This window comes from Roseovarius aquimarinus (assembly GCF_043661195.1).
Taxonomy (GTDB): domain Bacteria; phylum Pseudomonadota; class Alphaproteobacteria; order Rhodobacterales; family Rhodobacteraceae; genus Roseovarius; species Roseovarius aquimarinus.
The window spans coordinates 364460-384279 of record NZ_JBIHMM010000002.1; the positions used below are offsets into that span (position 1 = coordinate 364460).

The following is a 19820-nucleotide window of genomic DNA, read 5'->3' on the forward strand; positions in this document are numbered from 1 at the left end:
TACACTCAGGGAGGGTGTAACATGAGCGATACCACGGCGGCGGGCAAACCCCGCGCGCATATCAACAGACCCCTGTTCGCGATCACCGGGGGCTTCATCGCCCTCTTCTGCATCGTCGCGCTGATCGATCTCGAACTTCTGTCGAGCATCGTCGATGCGGGCTTTGCCTTCTCGGCCAAATATTTCGGCCTCTACTGGCAGATCCTGCTTCTGGCCACGTTCCTCATCGGCCTCGTTCTGGTCGTCATGCCCGGCGGGCGCGCGATCATGGGCAACATGAGCGTGCCGGAATTCCCCGCCTTCCAGTGGGGCGCCATGATCATGTGTACGCTTCTGGCGGGCGGTGGCGTCTTCTGGGCCGCGGGCGAGCCGATGGCGCATTTCCTGTCGTCGCCGCCCTATTTCGGCGCGGAATCCGGCACCGCCGAGGCCGTCGGCCCCGCGATGGCGCAAAGCTTCATGCATTGGGGCTTCCTCGCCTGGGCCATTCTGGGCGCGCTCAGCAGCATCATGCTGATGCATTACCACTACGAGAAGGGCCTGCCGATGGCGCCCCGCACGCTTCTCTACCCGGTCTTCGGCGATGCGGCCATCAACGGCCCGCTCGGCTGGATCGCGGATGCGGCCTGCATCATCGCCGTGGTCGCGGGCACCGTCGGCCCCGTCGGCTTTCTCGGCCTTCAGGTGAGCTATGGCCTCAACGCGCTCTTCGGCATTCCCGACACGTTCACGACGCAAGCGATCGTTATCGGCGGTCTGGTCACGCTCTACACGATCTCGGCCATCACGGGCATCTCGAAAGGCATCCAGATCCTCAGCCGGATCAACGTGATCCTCGCGGGCGTTCTTCTGGCCTACATGCTGATCGCGGGCCCGACGACCTTCATCTTCTCGAGCTTCGCGCAGGGCTTTTCGACCTACATCACCGACTTCTTCGGCATGGCGCTCTATCGCGGTGAGGCCGAGGTGTTCGGCGAGCCGGGCTGGCTCGGCTGGTGGACCGTGTTCTTCTGGGGCTGGTTCATGGGCTACGGCCCGCTGATGGCGATGTTCATCGCCCGCGTGAGCCGCGGCCGGTCGATCCGCTCGATCATCATCATGCTGTCGATCGTCGCGCCGGTCGTGACCACCTTCTGGTTCTCGATCGTCGGTGGCTCGGGCATCGCGTTCGAGCTGAACAATCCCGGCTCGATCTCGACCGCCTTCGAAGGCTTCAACCTGCCCGCCGCGCTTCTGGCGATCACGCAGCAGATGCCGCTCGGCTTCCTCGTGTCGGTGCTGTTCCTGATCCTGACGACGATCTTCGTCGCCACGACGGGCGATTCGATGACCTATGTCATCTCGGTCGCCATGTCGGACGAGGACCGCAGCTCAACCGGCGTGCGCGTCTTCTGGGGCGTCACGATGGGTGTCATGGCCCTCATCCTGATCTGGACAGGCTCGGGCGGCATCGGCAAGCTGCAAAGCTTCATCGTCGTCACCGCCGTGCCGGTCTCGCTGATCCTGCTGCCCTCGCTCTGGGATGCGTTCCGCATCACCCTCGCGAAAGGGCGCGGCACGGATTGACACGAAAACACTGGGCGGCCCGATCGGGCCGCCCTATTTATGAGAAGGGAGGATTGAAAAGATGCAGATCGACATGCCCGCGGCCATCGCCGCCATGCGCCAGCCGAACCAGGTGATGCGGCTCGAACGACTGGGATCCTTTCATCAATGCCGCCTTTCCTTCATGCGCATCCTGCTGCGCCGCCTCAAATCCGAGAACTGGCGGATCGAGCGCACGCGCTTCGACATCGACGCGCGCGGCACCGGGACGGCGGTCTATACCGCGCACGGGCCCAAGCACAGCTACAGCCTCGTCGCCTTCGCCAATGATCTCGACCCAGCGAAACGCTCGGACCGCGTGATCGCGACCGAATGGGACGCGACCTTCACCCTTTTCGACGGCATCCCGACCGAGGCCGACATCGACCGCCTGCGCGCCAACGTGCCCTTGCAGGAGGCCGGGCGCATTTCCGAGAGCGAGCTGTCGCTCAGCCGCGCGAACCGTTCGGTCCGGCTCTGGGATCATGTCGTGGACGCGCTCGCGGCGGGCCGCCAGCCCGATACGGCCATGATCGACGACGTCGGCTATCTTATGCGCACCACTGCCGTCTACGGCTCGGGCAAGTTCGGCGCCGCCGACCGCGCGGCCACCTCCTCGCGCCCCGAATTCCAGGCGCCCTACCAGGTCGAGATGCTTTCGGTCTATCTCACCCGCGCCTTCGTCATGGACCTCGTCGAGGAAATGGCCCGCCAGCGCGCGCCCGAAACGGCCGTGCCGATGAACCCCGCCTTGCGCCGCCGCTTCGGCATCGGCAATTCCACCGGCCTCGGCATGGCGCCGTATCTGCTGAATCACCCGGCCCTCCTGCACAGCTGGATCGCCGCGCGCGAAACCGCCTTCTCGCGCATCCGCGCGCTCGGCACCGCCTCGCCGAGACATGCGGCCAAGTTCCGCGAAATGGTGTCCCGCGCGATCCTGCATGCCGAGGCGTGGCACAGCGAGCATCCCGCGCAGGTGGCGAAACTGGCCGATCTGCGCGGCGATCTGGCCAAGCTGGAGGCGCATCTGGACACGAAGGGCCTTGCCCGCCGCCGGCCCTGGGACGCACTCTGGCACTGGGCCGAGGAGGCGCTGACGCTCGAAGGGCAGGAACAGCTCGTCTCGCTCTTGCTCGAGCCCTACCCAGAGATGGTGGACGATCTCGCCGGCTCGATGGCCTGCGACGAGGAGCGTCAATGGCGCATCTGGGGTGGCATGAGCCGCGAGCGCCTGTCGGTCATCGTCAAGGATATCTACGGCTGGGCGCTCGAGACCGATTGGGACGCGCCCGAGGCGCAGGCCCGCGTCTGGTACGTCTCGGAGGCCAAGCTCGAGCCGCGCCTCGGCGAGCGCCATCTCGAGCCGGTGGCCGCCTACGAGCAGCCGCTCTGCCCCGGCCGCGATGCCGCGCGCATGATGGAGGATCTGGAGCGCTTCGAGGGCGACACCGTCGCCGCCTTCGTGCTGGCCCATCCCGAGCACCGCCATATCGTGCGCCGCGCGCAGATCGCCGCGCGCCTGCCCTACGCCGAGATCCGCGGCAACACGATCGGCGCCGCGCTTTTGCCCATCGACATGCTGCGCGCCAAGCTCAGCTTCTTCGGCGCGTGCCATTTCGATCCGCGCTCGGACCGCTGGGTGCGCATCACGATGTTCCAGAACGCGCCCTATCCGGGCGAGCTGGCGACCGGCGATGCAGACGATTGGACCTACCCGGCGCTGGATGCTTTATGAGCTGGGCACTGAGCGAGATCGAGGGCCTCGCGCGCAAGGCCGCGCGCGGCGCGGGCTTCAGTTGGGGCATGGCCGAGGAGGCGGGCAAGGCGGCGCGCTGGCTGGCGGGGATCGGCCTGCCCGGCCCCGAAGTGCTTGCCGATTTTCTCGAAGCCTACGACCGTACGCCCCATAGCGAGATGCGCCCGCGCGATACCGGGATCGACAGATGGACGGCGGCGGGCGGGGTGATCTGCCCGATTTCGGCGGGTTGCGCGCTCTGCGATCTGGCGCAGGACGACGCGCCCAGCCGCGACATCGACATCGAGAATTGCGCCTATCCCCTGCTCCTCTTGCCCTTCGTGCGCGCCGCCGCCGAGGATGGCGCGCAGTCCGAGCGCCTGATCTGGCCGGGCGGCGAGTTCGCCTTCTCCTCCGAGGTGCGGGGCGCGGCGGCGACGCCGATGCTGGCGCTCTCGCCCGCGCGGGTCCAGCAGGGCGAGAACGACGCTTTGCCCCTCCCCGATTGCCAGATGCGCTACGATCTGGCCGAGGAGCCCGCCGCGCGCCTCGCGGCTTTCGCCGCGCGCACCTATGCGCCCGACAGCGAGGAAAGCCGCCTGTCGGGCGCGGGCGCGGGCCTCGCCGATAACGATTGAGGCGGGAGCGGTCAGGCGGGCTCAGCCATCGAGGCGCAGGAAGATCTGTATGTCGGCCACATTCGTGCCCGTCGCGCCGATGCTGAGCAGATCGCCCGCCGCGCCGAGGATGCGGTAGCTGTCGTTATCGGCCAGCGCCGCATCGACATCCACGCCGCCCGCCCGCGCCTTGCCGAGCGTGCGGCTGTCCACGATCCCGCCCGCCGCATCGGTCGGCCCGTCGCGGCCGTCCGTCCCGCCGCTGAGAAAGACCCACTCTCCGGGCAGGTGCGCGGCGAGCCTCGCGAAACGGACCGTTAGTTCCTGATTGCGCCCGCCGCGTCCCGTCCCAGCGATCCTCACCGTCGTCTCGCCGCCCCAGATGAGCAATTGGCGCGCCCCTTTCGGCGCCGCCTCGATCTGCGCGAGAAGGCTTCGCGCCGCGTCGCCCACATCGCCGACGAGCGGCTCCTTCGCGACTTGAGGCGCCCAGTCGGGCGCGGCATCCGCTATGGCCGCAAGGCTTTGGGCGTTCGAGCAGATCAGCGCATTCTCGGCATCGCGGCGCGCGACGCGCCGGGGTGCGCTCAGCAAGTCGCGCGCGACGGCGGGCAAGGCGTCCCACAGCCCCGCCGATTGCAGCAGATCGGCGGGATCGGCGCCGGTCGCGGGCGGCGCGGTCGGGCCGCTGGCGATGATGCTCAGATCATCCCCGACGACGTCCGATATGATGAGGCTGCGCACCGGTGCGGGATGCGCCAGATCGACGAGGCCGCCGCCCTTGAGCACCGACAATCGCTGCCGCACGCGGTTCATCTGCCCGATATCGAACCCGCCCGCGAGCAGAAGCCGGCTGACCTCGATTTTCTCGCCGAGGCTCAGCCCCTCGCGCGGCGTCGGCAGCAAGGCCGATCCGCCGCCCGAAATGAGGCAGAGCACGCGGTCCTCCGCGCCCGCCGCGCGCAGCATGTCCATCACGGCGACGCCCGCCTCGAGCCCGTTCTCGTCAGGCAGCGGATGGCCCGCAGGCATGACGCGGCATCCCTCGATGGGGGCCGCGTTCTCGTAATTGGGAACGGCGATCGCCTCGATCCGCTGGCCGCGCGGCACATGGCGCAAGGCTTCGGCCATCATCGCGCAGGACGCCTTGCCGAAGGCGATCAGCAAAAGCCGGCCCTTCGGCGCAGGCGCGAGGGGCGCGGCGCTCAGGGCGCGCCGCACCGCCTGCCCCGGATCGGCGGCCCGCACCCCTGCCAGAAAGAGATCGCGGACCGCGGCCTTCAGATCCTTGCCCGTCATCCTGCGGCGATTTGCCTTGCCTTCTCGACCAGAACCTCGGCCTGCCGGATCGAGGCATAGTCGATCAGACGCCCGTCGAGCGACACAGCGCCCTTACCCGCCGCCTCGGCCTCGGCCATCGCCTCGATGATGCGCCGCGCCTTCGTGACCTCGGCCTCCGAGGGGCTCATGACCTCGTTGGCGAGTGCGATCTGGCTGGGATGGATCGCCCATTTGCCCTCGCAGCCGAGCACGGCGGCGCGGAACGCCGCCGCCTTGTAGCCCTCGGGATCGGAGAAATCGCCGAACGGGCCATCGACGGGGCGCAGCCCGTTGGCGCGCGCGGCCACCACCATGTTGGCGATGGCCGAATGCCACATGTCGCCCCAGTGCACCTGCCGCGCGCCCGCCTCGTCGGGGTCGGTCAGCACCGAATAATGCTGGTTCACGCCGCCGATGACCGTGGTGCGCGCGCGCATGCTCGCGGCATAGTCCGCGACGCCGAAATGCAGGCTCTCGTTGCGCTTGGAGGCGCCCGCGATCGCGTTGACGTTCTGCATGCCGAGCGCGGTTTCGATGATGTGCTCGAAGCCGATGCGCTTGGAAAAGCCCATCGCATCCTCGATCTGGGTCACCATCATGTCGACGGCATAGACATCGGCGGCGGTGCCGACCTTGGGGATCATGATGAGATCGAGCCGCTCGCCCGCCTGCTCGACCACGTCCACCACGTCGCGATACATGTAATGCGTGTCGAGTCCGTTGATTCGAACCGACATGGTTTTCGTGCCCCAATCGACCTCGTTCAGGGCCTTGATGATGTTCTTGCGCGCCTGCGCCTTCTCGTCCGGCGCGACCGCGTCCTCGAGATCGAGGAAGATCACATCGGCGTCGGATTGGGCCGCCTTTTCAAACATTTGCGGCTGGCTTCCGGGAACGGCCAGCTCCGATCTGTTCAGGCGCGCGGGGGCTTGTTCGATGGGATGAAAACTCATGAGCTGGGATCCTGTCGGTTGCGGGTGGGCAATGGCACCAAGACAGGTGAGAAAAAATTTTTCTTGTCAAGAAATATGTTTTTCGGTCTCGACGGGGCCGCGATCAGTCCTCGTCCTCGTCGCGTGTGCCCATCTGCGTCGAAAAGAAAAACGCCACCGCCTGCGTCCGGCTGCCGACCGACAGCTTCTCGTAGAGGTTCGAGAGGTGGAATTTCACCGTGTTGGCCGAAATCTCGAACTCGGTCGCAAGCTGCCGATTCGAGAGGCCGCGCGCCAGCGCGCGCAGCAGCGCCTTCTCGCGCTTGGTGAGCTGATGGATCGGGTCGCGCTGCAATTCGCGGACGTCGAGAAACGGGAAGACCATCTGCCCCGCCGCCACCGCCGCCGCCGTGTCGAGCAGGCCCTCGACCGGGCCGCTCCGGGGCGTGAAGCCCGCGGCGCCCGCCGCGAGCGCCTGGCGCGGCACCGCCCCGGCCTCGTCGCCATAGACCAGAACGCGCGGCGCGGTCGCCTGATCGCGTAGCACCTCGATCAGTTTCTTGCCGCCCAGAACCGGCAGGTTCCAATCGATGATGCCCACCTGCACCGGCACGCGCAGCACCGTGCTGAGGAAGTCCTCCGCGGCTGAAGCCGTGGCCACGAGAGAGAATCGCGGATCGCGGTCGAAAATCTCGGACATGGCGGACAGCACCAGAACGTTGCTGTCCGCGAGCGCCACCGTGATCGGGGCCGATTGGGCCTTAACGTAGGGCATTTGCTGTCCTTTTTCGTGAATACCTACCCGGAAGAGTGGGCGAATTTTGGGTATACCACGGTATTTCCACCGCTTTGAGTAGTAAATTAACTACCCGAATAGATACCCGAAAGCAGGAGTATCCTACGTTGCGGCAAAAACCAAACGCGCATTTCATCGTGGTGAGAATTATTTCTTACCGAGGTGGACGCCGCCATGACGCAAGCTTCTTCATTCCCCAAACTCGTGATCCCGGACACGCTGGCCGCCGGCCCCGGGCCGGGCAATACCGATGCGCGCGTTCTCGCGGCCTATGCCGAAGCGGGCCTTGCCGATCACATGCATGCGGACGTCCTGCGCGGCATGATCGAGTGCAAACACATGCTGCGCAGCTTCATGGGCACCAAGAACGTTCACACCTTCGGCGTCGCGGGCACCGGCTGGAGCGGTCTCGACTGCATGACATCGGCCGTCATGCCCGGCGATACCGTGGTCGTCTTCGCCAACGGCACCTTTTCGGGCATCGACGCGCTGACGCTGCGCATGAAGGCGGCGACGCGCGCGGAACTGGCCGCAAGCAGCCTTGACCCCAAGCCCGCGAGTGTCACCGTGATCGACGTGCCGCACGGGCAGTCCGTCACCGCCGAGATCATCGAGCGCGCGCTCGCCGCTCACAAGCCGAAATGGGCCTTCATGGCGCATTGGGAGACCGGATCGGGCCGGATCAACGATCTTCGCGGCTTCTCGGACGCCTGCGAGCGGCATGACGCGATGGGCCTCGTCGATGCCGTCTCCTCGCTCGGCGTCGCGGATTTCGCCATCGACGATTACCCCGGCGTGGTCGGCTGGGCCTCCTGCCCGCAAAAGGGCCTCTTGTGCCTACCGCTGACCTATGCGCCGGTCAGCTTCACCGATCGCTACATCGAGACACTGAAGGCTAACGGTGCCTACACCTATGCGAACCATCCGATCATGGAAGCGCGCCATTGGGGCATCGTGGACGGCAAGGATGTAGAAAAAGGCGCCTATCACCGGACCCATTCGGCCTATGCGGTCTGCGCCTTCCACGAGGCGCTGCGCATCAACCTCGCCGAGGGGCTGAGCGCGCGGGCCAAGGATTACGCCTTCCACGAAAAGGCCCTGCGCGGCGCCGTGACGGCGATGGGCTGCGACGTCACCTCCAACATGACGAGCCTTGTGGTCATGAACCTGCCCCCCGCCTTCGCGGGCCGCGAGATGGAGCTCGTTCAAAGCTGCCGTGCGCAGGGCTTCGGCATCTGGCCGACCCTTTCGGCGCCGGTCCAGATCCGCATCGGCATCCTGAACCTGCTCAGCCAATCGGCGATCACCGAGATCGTGACGCGCTTCGCGCAGGCCATGACGGCGCTCGGCGCCGAGGTCGATCTCGAATCGATCCTCGGCGATCTCGACGCACATTATCAATCCCGCATCGCGGCATAGGAGGCGGCAATGGATATCCACGAATACCAGGCCAAGGAAATTCTGAGCAATTTCGGCGTCGAGATCCCCGGCGGGGCGCTCGCCTACAGCCCCGAGCAGGCCGCCTATCGCGCCCGCGAGCTGGGCGGCGACCGCTGGATCGTGAAGGCGCAGGTCCATGCCGGCGGGCGCGGCAAGGCCGGCGGGGTCAAGCTCTGCGATACCGAGCACGAGATTCACGCCGCCTGCGAGGACATGTTCGGCAAGAAGCTGGTGACGCATCAGACCGGCCCCGAGGGCAAGGGCATCTACCGCGTCTATGTCGAGGCCGCCGTGCCGATCGACCGCGAGATCTATCTCGGCTTCGTGCTCGACCGCACCTTGCAGCGCATCATGATCGTGGCGTCGGCCGAGGGCGGCATGGAGATCGAGGACATCTCCGAGAAAAAACCCGAAAGCATCGTGCGCTCGACGGTCGAGCCCGCCGTGGGCCTGCGCGACTTCCAGGCGCGCGAGATCGCGTTCCAGCTCGGGATCGAGCCGGGCCTCACGCAGGCGATGGTCCGCACGCTTCAGGGCTGCTACCGCGCCTTCCGCGAGCTCGACGCGACGATGGTCGAGATCAACCCGCTCGTCATCACCGGCGACAACCGGGTTCTGGCGCTCGACGCCAAGATGACCTTCGACGACAACGCCCTCTTCCGCCATCCGCAGATCAGCGAGCTGCGCGACAAGAGCCAGGAAGACCCGCGCGAGGCGCGCGCGGCGGATCGCGGCCTCTCCTATGTGGGGCTCGAGGGCAATATCGGCTGCATCGTCAACGGCGCGGGCCTTGCCATGGCGACGATGGACACGATCAAGCTCGCGGGCGGCGAGCCGGCCAACTTCCTCGATATCGGAGGCGGCGCCACGCCCGAGCGCGTGGCCAAGGCGTTCCGCCTCGTCATGTCCGACAAGAACGTGCAGGCGGTGCTCGTCAATATCTTCGCCGGCATCAACCGCTGCGATTGGGTGGCCGAAGGTGTCGTACAGGCGCTGCGCGAAGTGCAGGTCGATGTGCCCGTGATCGTGCGCCTCGCTGGCACGAATGTGGAGGAAGGCCAGAAGATCCTCGCCAAGAGCGGCCTGCCAATCATCCGCGCATCGACGCTGATGGAGGCCGCCGAGCGTGCGGTCGCCGCATGGAAAAGCGACAACTCCCCCAATCTGAAGGCTTCATAATCATGAGCATCTATCTCAACCGCGAGACCCGAGTCATCGTTCAGGGCATCACCGGGCGGATGGCGCAATTTCATACCAAGGAAATGCTGGATTACGGCACCAACGTGGTCGGCGGTGTCGTCCCCGGCAAGGGCGGCTCGAGCGTGCATGGCGTGCCGGTCTTCGACACCGTCAAGGAAGCGGTCGCCGAAACCCAGGCCGAGGCCAGCCTCGTCTTCGTGCCGCCGCCCTTCGCCGCCGACAGCATCATGGAGGCCGCCGATGCGGGCATCCGCTATTGCGTCTGCATCACCGACGGCATCCCCGCGCAGGACATGATCCAGGTGAAACGCTACATGATGCGCTACACCAAGGAGCGCCGGATGGTTCTGACCGGCCCGAACTGCGCGGGCACGATCTCGCCGGGCAAGGCGATGCTCGGGATCATGCCGGGGCATATCTTCCTTCCGGGCAATGTCGGCATCGTCGGGCGCTCGGGCACGCTTGGCTACGAGGCGGCGGCGCAACTCAAGGAGCGCGGCATTGGCGTGTCGACCAGCGTCGGCATCGGGGGCGATCCGATCAACGGCTCGTCCTTCCGCGACGTGCTCGAGCAGTTCGAGAATGACGACGAGACCCATGTGATCGCCATGATCGGCGAGATCGGCGGCCCGCAGGAGGCCGAGGCGGCCGCCTATATCCAGGACCATGTGACGAAGCCGGTCGTGGCCTATGTCGCGGGCCTCACCGCGCCCAAGGGCCGCACGATGGGCCATGCGGGCGCGATCATCTCGGCCTTCGGCGAAAGCGCCTCCGAGAAGGTCGAGATCCTTTCGGCCGCGGGCGTGACCGTCGCCGAGAACCCCGCCGTCATCGGCGAGACCATCGCGCGCGTGATGTAGGGAGAGCCGAGGTGGCCAAGCCCAGAGTGCTCGTCACGCGCCGCTGGCCCGACGCGGTCGAGGCGCGGCTCGCCGAGGAATTCGATGCGGTCTTCTCGGAGCATGACAGACCCCTTGATACCGGCGCATTCCGGGAGGCGTTCCGCGATTTCGACGCGGTCCTGCCGACCGTGACCGACCGCATCGACGCAGGCGCGCTCGATGTGGACGCCCCGCGCTGCCGGATCCTCGCCAATTACGGTGTCGGGTTCAGCCATATCGACATTCCGGCAGCCAGCGCGCGGGGCATGGTCGTCACGAACACGCCGGACGTTCTTTCGGAATGCACGGCGGATCTGGCCATGACGCTCCTTCTAATGGCCGCGCGCCGCGCCGGCGAGGGCGAGCGCGAGCTGCGCGCGGGCGCATGGACGGGCTGGCGGCCCACGCATCTCGTCGGAACGCGCGTCTCCGGCAAGACGCTCGGCATCGTCGGCTTCGGGCGGATCGGGCAGGAAATGGCGCGGCGCGCGCATTTCGGCTTCGGCATGGATATCGTCGTTCACAACCGCAGCCGCATCGCGCCCGAGACCCTTGCGCGCTTCGGCGCGCGCCAGGCGGAGAGCCTCGACGATCTGCTCCCGCGCTGCGATTTCGTCTCGCTCCACTGCCCCGGCGGCGCCGAGAACCGGCACCTGATCGACGCCCGCAGGCTCGCGCTGATGCGGCCCGGCGCGTTCCTCGTCAACACCGCCCGAGGCGAGGTGATCGCCGAGCGCGACCTTGCCGAGGCGCTGACACGAAAGACCATCGCCGGGGCGGCGCTCGACGTCTTCGACGGCGAGCCTGCCATTGCGCCCGAGCTTCTGGCATGCGAGGGCCTCGTGATGCTCCCGCATCTTGGAAGCGCGACCGCCGAGACGCGCAACGACATGGGCTTTCGCGTGCTCGACAACCTGCGGGCCTTCTTCGAGGGACGCCCGCCTCCCGACCGCGTGACCTGATGGTGGCGGGCGCGGCGAAAATCCCCGGCGCCGAGGGCGATGGCTATGCCGCCCAGCTGCGCGACCTGCTCTGGAGCCAGCTTCTCAGGGTCGTGCTGCACCGTGCGCCGGGCGTCGCCGCGCTTCTCCGCGCGCCGGACGAGGCGGCGCCGCCCGCGCCCGAGCAGACCGGCGACTTTCTCCAGGCGGTCAATATCTGGTTTCACCTGACGAAGATCGCCGAGGAGAACGCCGCCGTGCGCGCGCGCCGCCGAACCGAGGCGACGCGCGGCGCCCAGAGCGTCGAAGGCAGTTTCGCCGAGGCGATGGCCGAGATCGCCGCAACCGCACCCGAGACTTTCGAGAGCGCCGTGGGCTGCCTCGCGGTCGGGCCCACGCTCACCGCGCATCCGACCGAGGCCAAGCGCGTCACGATCCTCGAAATCCACCGGCGCATCTACCGCCTGCTCGTCTCGCTCGAAACCCACCGCTGGACCCCGCGCGAGCGCGCCGCGAGGATCGAGCGGCTGCGCGGCGAGATCGACCTGCTCTGGCTTTCGGGCGAGCTGCGGCTCGAGCGTCCGAGCCTCGCGGACGAGATCGAATGGGGGCTGCAATTCTTCCGCGACAGCCTCTTCGATGCGACGCCGCAACTCTTCGAGCAGTTCATCGCCGCGCGCGAGGCGTTCTTTCCACAGCAGGCCGGCGCCGTGCGGCCCTGCCTCAAGTTCCACTCGTGGATCGGCGGGGACCGCGACGGCAATCCGAACGTCACCGTCGAGGCGACCAAGGCCGCGCTCGCCAAGGGCCGCAGCACCGCCATCCAGAGGCATATGGCCGACCTTGCGCGCGCCGCCCGCGATATCAGCATCAGCCGCGACATCGCGCACATTCCCGCGCCCCATCTCGCGGCGCTCGACGCCATCGTGGCGCGCGCCGACGATCATGAGGCGATCGCGAGACGCAACCCAGGCGAGATCTTCCGGCAGGCCACGAGCGCGATCATCGCGCGGCTCGACGGGCGGCCGCGCTATCGGCATGTCGAGGATATGGCGGCCGATCTGCACCGCATCGAAGCGGCCCTCGCCGCCATCGGCTCGGAGCAGCTCGGCGAGAGCTATATCCGTCCGATCCGCTGGCGCGTCGAGGTCTTCGGGTTCCGCACGACCGCGCTCGACATCCGCCAGAATTCCTCCGTGACGACGCGCGTGCTGGCCGAAATCTGGGGCGACGAGCTGGACTACGGCAGCGCCGCCTGGTCCGCGCGCCTGAGGCAGGACCTGGCCGCCGAGACGCTGCCCCCGGTCGCCATGGCCAGCCTCGGCGACGAGGCGCGCGAGCTTCTCACGCTCCTGCGCACCGTCCTCGATGTGCGCGCGGGCGATGATCCGGACGCCATCGGCGCCTTCATCCTGTCTATGACGCGCTCCACCGACGATCTTCTGGCGGTCTACCTTCTCGCGCGCCACGCGGGCGCCGCGGGCGAAGCGCTCGATTTGCCCGTCGTGCCGCTTTTCGAGACCATCGACGATCTGCGCCGGGCGCCGCGTATCCTGGCGGATCTGGCCGAGGTGCCGACCGCGCGCCGCAGCCTCAAGCGGCAGGGAAGCCGCGTCGAGATCATGCTGGGCTATTCGGACAGCAACAAGGACGGCGGCTTCATCTGCTCCACTTGGGAACTCGAGCAGGCCCAGCGCGAGATCACGCGCGCACTCGGCGCGCTCGGCCTCGTGCCGGCCTTCTTTCACGGGCGCGGCGGCTCGGTGAGCCGGGGCGGCGCGCCGACGGGACGCGCGATCGCGGCCCAGCCCGCGATGACGCTCAACGGCGCGATGCGCACCACCGAACAGGGCGAAGTGGTGTCGGCCAAATACGCGAACCGGGGCACGGCGCTCCGCGAACTCGAGCAACTCGCCTCCTCGGCGCTGCGCCATACCGCGCTCTCGGGCACCGCACCGCTCCGCGATCCCGCGCATGACGACGCGTTGCGCGCGCTCTCCGGCATGTCGCAAGTGGCCTATGCGAGCCTGCTGAGCGCGCCCGGCTTCGTGCGGTATTTCCACGAGGCGAGCCCCGTCGAGGAGCTGGCCATGCTCAAAATCGGATCGCGCCCGGCGCGGCGCTTCGGGGCGGCGGAGCTGTCGGACCTGCGCGCCATCCCGTGGGTCTTCGCCTGGTCGCAGAACCGGCATCTGCTGACCGGCTGGTACGGGTTCGGGACCGCCTGCCAGTCCTTCGCGAAGGTGCGCGGCCCCGCGGGCTGGGACATGCTGCGCGAGATGTTCGCGGCCTCGAAGCTCTTTCAGCTGATGGTCGACGAGGTCGAGAAGACGCTCTTTCAATCGGACATGCAGATCGCCGCGCGCTATGCCGCGCTCTCGACGGACGCCGAGAACGGCGCCGCGATCTTCGGCATGGTGCGCGCCGAACATGCCGCCTCTTGCGAGGCCATCCACGCGATCACGGGCCAGCCGGTTCTGGCGGCGCGTTTCCCGCGGCTCACCGCCCGCGTCGAGGCGAGCCGCGCGCATCTCGGCATCATTCATGGGGTCCAGATCGAGCAATTGCGCGCGCTCCGCGCGGACCCCGAGCGCTCCGATACCGCTCGCCTCCTCCAGTCGATGACCTGCATTTCCGCGGGGCTGGGCTGGACGGGCTGAGAGGCACGAGGCCGATCCTCGGGACCCCTCAGCCGTCCAGCGCCTTCAGCAATTCCTCGGTCGGAAAGCCGTCGGCGCGCATCCCGGCGGATTTTTGAAAGGCGCGGATCGCGTCGATCGTGTTCGGGCCGATGATGCCGTCGATCTTCTCGACCGCAAAACCCCGGCTTTGCAGCTTGCGCTGAAGCTCGCGGCGCTCGGCAGCGCTGATGGCGCGGTGCTGGCGCGGCCAGGGCGCGGCGATGGCCGGCCCGCCCCTCAGCCGGTCCGCCAGATGCCCGACGCCGATCACATAGGCATCGGCCTTGTTGTACTGCTCGAGCACCTCGAAATTGTCGAAGATCATGAAGGCCGGACCGCTCGCGCCGCCGGGCAGCAGGATCGAGGCGCGGCCATGATCGGGAACCGGGCGCCCCTGCGTGTCGAGAATGCCTTCCTCGGCCCAGAGGGTCGGGCTTTGCATCAGATCGCGGCGCGCGCGGACCGGATCGAAGCCCTCTGGCAGCACCACCTCGACGCCCCAGGGTTGGCCGGGCGTCCAGCCGAAATGCCGCAGATAGGCCGCCGTCGAGGCGAGCGCGTCGGCGGGATCGTCGGACCAGATGTCGCGTCTGCCGTCGCCGGTGAAATCGACCGCATGCGCGAGATACGAGCTGGGCATGAACTGCGTGTGGCCCATCGCGCCGGCCCAAGAGCCGGTCATGTCGGCGGGGCGCACATCGCCCGATTGCAGGATGCCGAGCGCCGCCAGAAGCTCGGCCTCGAAAAACGCGCCGCGCCGCCCGTCATAGGCCAGCGTGGCCAGCGCGGTGATGAGGGGCGTCTCGCCCCGCACCGCGCCATAGGCGCTCTCGAGCCCCCAGATCGCGGCCACGATCTCCTTGTCGACGCCGTAGTCCTGCTCGATCAGGCGCAGGGTGCGGCCCTCGGCGGCGATGGCGCGGCGCCCGCTGTCGATGCGCGCATCCGACACGGCGGTGTCGAGATAGTCCCAGATCTGCTTGGAGAATTCCGACTGGTTGCTGTCGTGCCGCACGATGCCAGCGTTGTAGCGCGCCCCGGCGAAAGCCGCATCGAGCGTGGCCTCGAGGATGCCCGCCTCGACGGCGCGGCCGCGAAACCCCGCGAGCCAGTCGCGAAAACCCGCATCCGACGCGGCGAAGCGCTGCGCGGCCTCCTCGAGCGCGGCGGGCCTCGGCTTGGGGCGCAGCTCGCCCGCCAGATCGGCGCGCGCGAGGGACGGCACCAGCAAAAGCGCCGCCGCGGCACATGCCCATAGACCCCTCATCGCCCGCTCTCCCTCGCGCATCACCGTTTCAGAATACGCAACAATTCGGCCCGGTGAAAGCGGCTTGGCCATCCTGCCCGCAAACATCCGCCGAGAGGCGGTCAGCCGATCAGCCGCTCGGCCAGATCCCCGGCGAGATAGCTCGCCCGTCCGCCCGAGAAGGTGCCCGCAACGCGGCGCGACGCGGCCTCGAGCACCACGAAATCCGCGCGCTGCCCGGGGGCGAGATCGCCCCGGTCGTCCAGTCCCAGAATGCGCGCAGGGCCTTTCGAGACGAGCCGCCACGCCCCGGCCAGATCGTGGATGCCCGCATCGCTCAGAAGAAAGGCGGCGCGGCGCAGCGAGGGGTAATGATAATCCGACGCGAGCGCGTCGATCAGCCCCATCGCGGCCATGTCGGGCGCGCTCGCATTGCCGTTATGCGAGCCGCCCCGCACCACGTTGGGCGCCCCCATGACGATCGCGTCGCCCCCCGCGCGGGCCGCCTCGGCCGCGTCGATCGTTTCCGGAAACTCGGCAATCGGCACGCCCATCGCCCGCCAGCTTGCGCGCGCCTCGGCGGTCCGGTCGTCATGGCTGCCCATCCGCACGCCCGCCTGCGCAAGGTCGCGCGCGAGATGCGCCAGCGCCTCGGGCACGCGGTCCATCCCGGCGTGCAGGGCCTGCATCGCGGCCAGATGCGCCTCGGGATTGCGACCGATCCGGAGCGCCTGCCCCGTCAGGCGCGGCGGACGCTTGCCCGCCGCCAGCGCCTCATGCGGCAAATGATCGTTGAAGACGACATAGCCGATGCGATGCGCCGCGACGAGCGCGCGCACCGCGTCATACGCGTCCAGCATCGCGATCTCGAAGCGCAGCTGCGTGTGAAGGTCGGTCACGGTCTCGGGGCGGACGCGGTCCAGCCCCTCGAACACGGAGCGCGCGAAATCGGGCCCGCGCATGCCGCCTTCCCAGCTGTAGAATTGCGCCAGAACCGCCGTCGTGATGCCGTTCGCGGCAAGCTCCGCCTCGGCGGCCAGAAGGCCCGTGCCGATATCCTTCATCGCGCCGCGCCGAGGCGCCAGATGCCGCTCGAACCCGTCGCCGTGAATATCGACGATGCCCGGCAGGATCATGTAGCCCGACAGATCGACCTCGCGCCCGCCCGCCTCTGCGATGCGCCCCTCCGCGATCGAGAGAGGCGCGGTCTCGAGCCCGCCGGGATGCAGAACCTCGGCGCGGGTGAAGCGCAGGGTCAGCGCCACGGCGCGCTCCAGTCGAAAAGATCGCTGAGGCCCATCTCGTGATCGAAGGCGCCCGTCTTGAGGAAGATCTCGACCTGCGCGATCACCATCGGGTTGTTCATCATGAAGGTATGCGTGACCGGCAACGTGATGTGATCGGCCATGCCGTCGATGCGCGTCGAGGCGACCGAGACCTTGCCGTCATCCGCCCCTTCCAGAAGAACCGAGAAATAGGGGTTGAGCGAGCGCGTGCCTGCGATCACCCCCAGCTCGAAATCGACGGCAGGCAGGGTTTCGGTATAGGTGCCGGGGCCGGTATCGAGCTGCATCCCCGCGGGGCCGTTGAGCCATTCGAACAGCTCGAGCGCGCCCAGTTCGTCCACCACTTCGCTGCCGTGATTGGGCGGCGCCATCATGACGACGCGGCCCAGCTTCTCGGGGCGATGCTCGGGCAGCCACGCGCGCAAGAGGATGCCGCCCATCGAATGCGTGACGAAATGCACCGTCTCGTCCCCGCAGGCGGCGACCGCCTCGGGCAGGACTTCGTCCGCGAGCGCGGCGATACGCGCCTCGGTCGAGGGGTAGGACGGGCGCACGACGGTGAAATCCGCCAATTCCAGCGCCTCCTCCATCACCAGAAAGGACGCGTCGCTCCGCGCGAGGCCGTGCAGGAGCACCGCGCAATCGGCCCGCGCCGCCATCGGCAGGCCAGCCAAGATCAGCGCGAGCGCCGCTATGATGCGCGGTGTTTTCATCGCAGTGGAGATATGCGCAAACTGGCGCGGCGAAAAGGCCATAACCCGCGCCCTGCGCGCGCCCACGCCGAAGGAAGTCCGCCCCATGCCGATCCGCCTCGCCGCCCGCGCCGTTCTGGTCCATGAGGGCAGGCTTCTTTTGGTCAACGCCTACCCGGACGGGAAAAGCGATCTGTGGTGCGCGCCGGGCGGCGGCGTGCATCTGCATGACGGGCTTGGGCAGACGCTGCTCCGCGAAGTGCACGAGGAGACGGGCCTCGAGATCGAACTGGGCGCGCCTTGCCTCGTGAACGAGTTTCACGATCCCGAAGGCGCGTTTCATCAGGTCGAGATCTTCTTTCGCTGCACGCTCGTCGCGGGCGCGCTCGACGCCGCGTGGCGCGATCCCGAAGGCGTGGTGACGCATCGGCGCTGGTTCGCGCGCGATGAGCTCGGCGCCATCAGGCTCAAGCCCGACAGCCTGCCCGATATCGCCTTTTCCGGCGGCATCCTCTATGATCCGATCGAAGCGATCATCGGCTGAGGCGGCATGAACAAGGCATTCACCAAGGAAGACGACGGCAGCGCGGGGCCTCAGCGGCTCGACGATCTGCCGATTTCGCCGCATCCAAATCACGTCACGCCGAATGGCCTCGCGCAGCTTCACGCCCGCGCGGAGGCGCTCGAGACGGAAATCGCGCGGCTTCGCGCGATGGGCGAGGATGCCGAGGCGCTTTATCCGCTGGCCGTGGCCGAGCGGGATCTGCGCTATGTCGAGGCGCGTCTCGCCTCGGCCATCCTGATCGAGCCGCCCGAGGGGGATTATCCGCGCGTGCAGTTCGGCGCCGTGGTGGACGTGCTCGATGAGGACGGCAGGCCCGCGCGCTATACCATCGTCGGCGAGGACGAGGCCGATCCGGCCAAGGGGCTGATCGCCGCGCCCTCGCCGCTCGCGCGGGCGCTGCTCGAGGCCGAGACGGGCGACGTCGTCGAATGGCCGCGCCCGAACGGCATGGTCGAGCTCGAAATCGTGGCGATTCGCAAGGCCTGAGCCGTCAGCGTCGCAAGAGCGACAGTCCGACACCGCCGAGCACGATCAGCGCCGCGATGGCGAATTCCGCCGTCACCGGCTCGCCGAGAAAGGCCGCGCCGCCCGCCATGGCGAGGATCGGCACGCTGAGCTGCGCGGCGCCCGCGCTGCTCGCCGCGAGGCGGGGGAGCACCGCATACCAGAGCGCGTAACCGAGGCCCGACGTCACCGCGCCCGACATGATCGCGAGCAGAGCGCCCTGCGCGTCGATGCGCAGGATCTGCGTGCCGGGCAAGAGGCTCGGCCAGAGCAGAAGGAGCGCCGCCGCCCCGAGCGCGGCCAGCGCCGCCCAGACGAAATTCGCCGCCGTGCCCGCCAGCGGATCGCCCGCGCCCCGCCCGCTGAGCGAGTAGATGCCCCAGGCGATGCCCGCCGCCGCCATCATCGCCCCGCTCAGCGGCGCGACGCGCGGCGCGGCCTCGGCGCCGCCCGGCCACAGCAACCAGAGCAACCCCGCGAAAGCGATCCCCGCCCCGATCCAGCGCAGTGGCGGCACGCTCTCGCGCTGCACGAGGGCGCCGCCGAACATCGTGATCTGAACGCAGCCGAAGAGGATCAGCGCGCCCAGCCCCGCATCGAGGCCGAGATAGGCCAGCGAAAAGCCGAAGACGTAGATGGAGAGCGCCAGCGCCCCCGTGAGACGCCCGCGCCCAAGCAGCGGCACGCCCCCGCGCAGGAGCGCGAGCGGCGCGAGCACCGCCGCGCCCGAGGCGAGGCGCAGGACGCCGAAGGCGACGGGATCGACGCCGCCCCCGGTGAGCGCGGCGCGGTTCAGCACCGAATTGGCCGCGAAAGCCGCCATCGCGAGACAGACGAGGCCGAGAAGCTTCATGCGCGGGGCGCCATGTCCGGCGGAAAGACGAGCGCCGAGGCCTCCGGCGCGGGGCCAGCGACGTAGAGCCCGGCGCCCTCCATCGGCACGAAGCCCGCGCGCTCGAGAAATGCGCCCGGGCCGCGCGCGACGACGCTCCTGCCGCTGAGCCGCGCCCATTCGGAGAGCATCCCGATCAGGCGGCGCCCATGCCCGGCGCCCTGCCAGTCCGGCGCGATCGCCAGCGCGGCGAGGCAAAGACAGCCCTCGGGCGCCTCCATGCCCGCCAGAGCGTAATAGCCCACGATTTCGCCCTGCCACGGCAGCACCGTCTCGCCCGCGATCCTGCCAGAGCGGCGCAGCGCAGCCACGCGGCGCACCGCAACTCTATCGGTCTCGGCCAGAAGCGAATCGACCGCCGCCTCGTCGCCGCGCCGCATGTCGCGGCTGAATTCGGGAAATCTGAGTATCATGCGCCGGCGCTTAGCACGCTTCGGGGCGGCGCGCCCGCGTTTTCAATGCCGCTTCGATGCCGCGCGGCACAGAGGCCACAGGCCGCGGGGATCGC

Annotated in this window: 18 protein-coding genes; 10 read left to right on the forward strand and 8 right to left on the reverse strand. The window is 68.3% G+C overall.

The features are described from left to right. The first annotated feature begins 21 nt into the window (after positions 1-21). The 3 genes from ACGRVM_RS09250 to ACGRVM_RS09260 all read left to right on the forward strand — a co-directional run bounded on the left by ACGRVM_RS09250 (position 22) and on the right by ACGRVM_RS09260 (position 3957). Complete coding sequence (locus tag ACGRVM_RS09250; protein ID WP_377170590.1) at positions 22-1566, forward strand: BCCT family transporter; 1545 nt, start codon at positions 22-24, stop codon at positions 1564-1566. 61 nt (positions 1567-1627) lie between these two features. Next, positions 1628-3319, forward strand: coding sequence for a hypothetical protein (locus ACGRVM_RS09255; RefSeq protein WP_377170588.1), 1692 nt, complete (start codon positions 1628-1630; stop codon positions 3317-3319). Then, positions 3316-3957 (forward strand): DUF3726 domain-containing protein, encoded by a 642-nt coding sequence (locus ACGRVM_RS09260; protein WP_377170586.1) that lies wholly within the window; start codon positions 3316-3318, stop codon positions 3955-3957. Before ACGRVM_RS09255 ends, ACGRVM_RS09260 begins: the two co-directional genes overlap by 4 nt. A 21-nt stretch (positions 3958-3978) precedes the next feature. On the opposite strand, the gene ACGRVM_RS09265 is transcribed toward ACGRVM_RS09260, so the two are convergent. The 3 genes from ACGRVM_RS09265 to ACGRVM_RS09275 all read right to left on the reverse strand — a co-directional run bounded on the left by ACGRVM_RS09265 (position 3979) and on the right by ACGRVM_RS09275 (position 6963). Then, a complete protein-coding gene (locus ACGRVM_RS09265) occupies positions 3979-5235 on the reverse strand; it encodes a glycerate kinase type-2 family protein (protein ID WP_377170584.1) in 1257 nt (418 codons plus the stop codon). Continuing rightward, positions 5232-6209 carry an HpcH/HpaI aldolase/citrate lyase family protein gene (locus tag ACGRVM_RS09270; protein ID WP_377170582.1) on the reverse strand — a complete coding sequence of 326 codons (978 nt, stop codon included), beginning with the start codon at positions 6207-6209 and terminating at the stop codon, positions 5232-5234. Before ACGRVM_RS09270 ends, ACGRVM_RS09265 begins: the two co-directional genes overlap by 4 nt. A gap of 103 nt (positions 6210-6312) precedes the next feature. Further along, a complete protein-coding gene (locus ACGRVM_RS09275) occupies positions 6313-6963 on the reverse strand; it encodes a LuxR C-terminal-related transcriptional regulator (protein ID WP_377170579.1) in 651 nt (216 codons plus the stop codon). A 195-nt stretch (positions 6964-7158) separates the two neighbouring features. Between ACGRVM_RS09275 and ACGRVM_RS09280 the strand changes: the two genes are divergently transcribed. From ACGRVM_RS09280 to ACGRVM_RS09300, 5 genes are read left to right on the forward strand one after another with little or no spacing between them, the layout of a single operon-like run. Continuing rightward, positions 7159-8403, forward strand: coding sequence for an aminotransferase (locus ACGRVM_RS09280; RefSeq protein WP_377170577.1), 1245 nt, complete (start codon positions 7159-7161; stop codon positions 8401-8403). Positions 8404-8412: 9 nt separating this feature from the next. Beyond that, positions 8413-9603, forward strand: coding sequence for a malate--CoA ligase subunit beta (locus ACGRVM_RS09285; protein ID WP_377170575.1), 1191 nt, complete (start codon positions 8413-8415; stop codon positions 9601-9603). A gap of 2 nt (positions 9604-9605) precedes the next feature. Beyond that, on the forward strand, positions 9606-10484 hold the full coding sequence (sucD, locus tag ACGRVM_RS09290; protein WP_377170573.1) for a succinate--CoA ligase subunit alpha: 879 nt from the start codon (positions 9606-9608) through the stop codon (positions 10482-10484). Positions 10485-10495: 11 nt separating this feature from the next. Next, the gene (locus ACGRVM_RS09295; protein WP_377170571.1) at positions 10496-11467 is read left to right on the forward strand and encodes a 2-hydroxyacid dehydrogenase; all 972 of its coding nucleotides are present in this window, start codon (positions 10496-10498) and stop codon (positions 11465-11467) included. Further along, entirely contained in the window at positions 11467-14106 is a 2640-nt protein-coding gene (locus ACGRVM_RS09300; protein WP_377170569.1) for a phosphoenolpyruvate carboxylase, read from the forward strand. Before ACGRVM_RS09295 ends, ACGRVM_RS09300 begins: the two co-directional genes overlap by 1 nt. Positions 14107-14134: 28 nt before the next feature. Here ACGRVM_RS09300 and ACGRVM_RS09305 read toward each other — a convergent pair whose 3' ends face one another. From ACGRVM_RS09305 to ACGRVM_RS09315, 3 genes are all read right to left on the reverse strand, one after another. Then, positions 14135-15394, reverse strand: coding sequence for a lytic murein transglycosylase (locus ACGRVM_RS09305; RefSeq protein WP_377170567.1), 1260 nt, complete (start codon positions 15392-15394; stop codon positions 14135-14137). 101 nt (positions 15395-15495) lie between these two features. Next, complete coding sequence (locus ACGRVM_RS09310; protein ID WP_377170565.1) at positions 15496-16638, reverse strand: alpha-D-ribose 1-methylphosphonate 5-triphosphate diphosphatase; 1143 nt, start codon at positions 16636-16638, stop codon at positions 15496-15498. Next, positions 16629-17372 (reverse strand): esterase/lipase family protein, encoded by a 744-nt coding sequence (locus ACGRVM_RS09315; protein WP_377170563.1) that lies wholly within the window; start codon positions 17370-17372, stop codon positions 16629-16631. Before ACGRVM_RS09315 ends, ACGRVM_RS09310 begins: the two co-directional genes overlap by 10 nt. 85 nt (positions 17373-17457) lie before the next feature. Between ACGRVM_RS09315 and ACGRVM_RS09320 the strand changes: the two genes are divergently transcribed. Then, a complete protein-coding gene (locus ACGRVM_RS09320) occupies positions 17458-17895 on the forward strand; it encodes an NUDIX domain-containing protein (RefSeq protein WP_377170561.1) in 438 nt (145 codons plus the stop codon). Between the two features lie 6 nt (positions 17896-17901). After that, complete coding sequence (locus ACGRVM_RS09325) at positions 17902-18402, forward strand: GreA/GreB family elongation factor (RefSeq protein ID WP_377170558.1); 501 nt, start codon at positions 17902-17904, stop codon at positions 18400-18402. Positions 18403-18406: 4 nt separating this feature from the next. Here the strand turns inward: ACGRVM_RS09325 and ACGRVM_RS09330 are convergent, their stop codons facing one another. Continuing rightward, complete coding sequence (locus tag ACGRVM_RS09330; RefSeq protein WP_377170556.1) at positions 18407-19273, reverse strand: DMT family transporter; 867 nt, start codon at positions 19271-19273, stop codon at positions 18407-18409. Further along, positions 19270-19725 (reverse strand): GNAT family N-acetyltransferase, encoded by a 456-nt coding sequence (locus tag ACGRVM_RS09335; protein WP_377170554.1) that lies wholly within the window; start codon positions 19723-19725, stop codon positions 19270-19272. Before ACGRVM_RS09335 ends, ACGRVM_RS09330 begins: the two co-directional genes overlap by 4 nt. Positions 19726-19820: the final 95 nt, after the last annotated feature.

Coding starts and splice junctions, on each gene's coding strand:
- ACGRVM_RS09330 (WP_377170556.1), bottom strand. CDS start 19,273: ATGAAGCTTCTCGGCCTCGTCTGTCTCGCGATGGCGGCTTTCGCGGCC.
- ACGRVM_RS09265 (WP_377170584.1), bottom strand. CDS start 5,235: ATGACGGGCAAGGATCTGAAGGCCGCGGTCCGCGATCTCTTTCTGGCA.
- ACGRVM_RS09315 (WP_377170563.1), bottom strand. CDS start 17,372: ATGAAAACACCGCGCATCATAGCGGCGCTCGCGCTGATCTTGGCTGGC.
- ACGRVM_RS09325 (WP_377170558.1), top strand. CDS start 17,902: ATGAACAAGGCATTCACCAAGGAAGACGACGGCAGCGCGGGGCCTCAG.
- ACGRVM_RS09250 (WP_377170590.1), top strand. CDS start 22: ATGAGCGATACCACGGCGGCGGGCAAACCCCGCGCGCATATCAACAGA.
- ACGRVM_RS09275 (WP_377170579.1), bottom strand. CDS start 6,963: ATGCCCTACGTTAAGGCCCAATCGGCCCCGATCACGGTGGCGCTCGCG.
- ACGRVM_RS09335 (WP_377170554.1), bottom strand. CDS start 19,725: ATGATACTCAGATTTCCCGAATTCAGCCGCGACATGCGGCGCGGCGAC.
- ACGRVM_RS09255 (WP_377170588.1), top strand. CDS start 1,628: ATGCAGATCGACATGCCCGCGGCCATCGCCGCCATGCGCCAGCCGAAC.
- ACGRVM_RS09285 (WP_377170575.1), top strand. CDS start 8,413: ATGGATATCCACGAATACCAGGCCAAGGAAATTCTGAGCAATTTCGGC.
- ACGRVM_RS09305 (WP_377170567.1), bottom strand. CDS start 15,394: ATGAGGGGTCTATGGGCATGTGCCGCGGCGGCGCTTTTGCTGGTGCCG.
- ACGRVM_RS09300 (WP_377170569.1), top strand. CDS start 11,467: ATGGTGGCGGGCGCGGCGAAAATCCCCGGCGCCGAGGGCGATGGCTAT.
- ACGRVM_RS09320 (WP_377170561.1), top strand. CDS start 17,458: ATGCCGATCCGCCTCGCCGCCCGCGCCGTTCTGGTCCATGAGGGCAGG.
- sucD (WP_377170573.1), top strand. CDS start 9,606: ATGAGCATCTATCTCAACCGCGAGACCCGAGTCATCGTTCAGGGCATC.
- ACGRVM_RS09280 (WP_377170577.1), top strand. CDS start 7,159: ATGACGCAAGCTTCTTCATTCCCCAAACTCGTGATCCCGGACACGCTG.
- ACGRVM_RS09270 (WP_377170582.1), bottom strand. CDS start 6,209: ATGAGTTTTCATCCCATCGAACAAGCCCCCGCGCGCCTGAACAGATCG.
- ACGRVM_RS09260 (WP_377170586.1), top strand. CDS start 3,316: ATGAGCTGGGCACTGAGCGAGATCGAGGGCCTCGCGCGCAAGGCCGCG.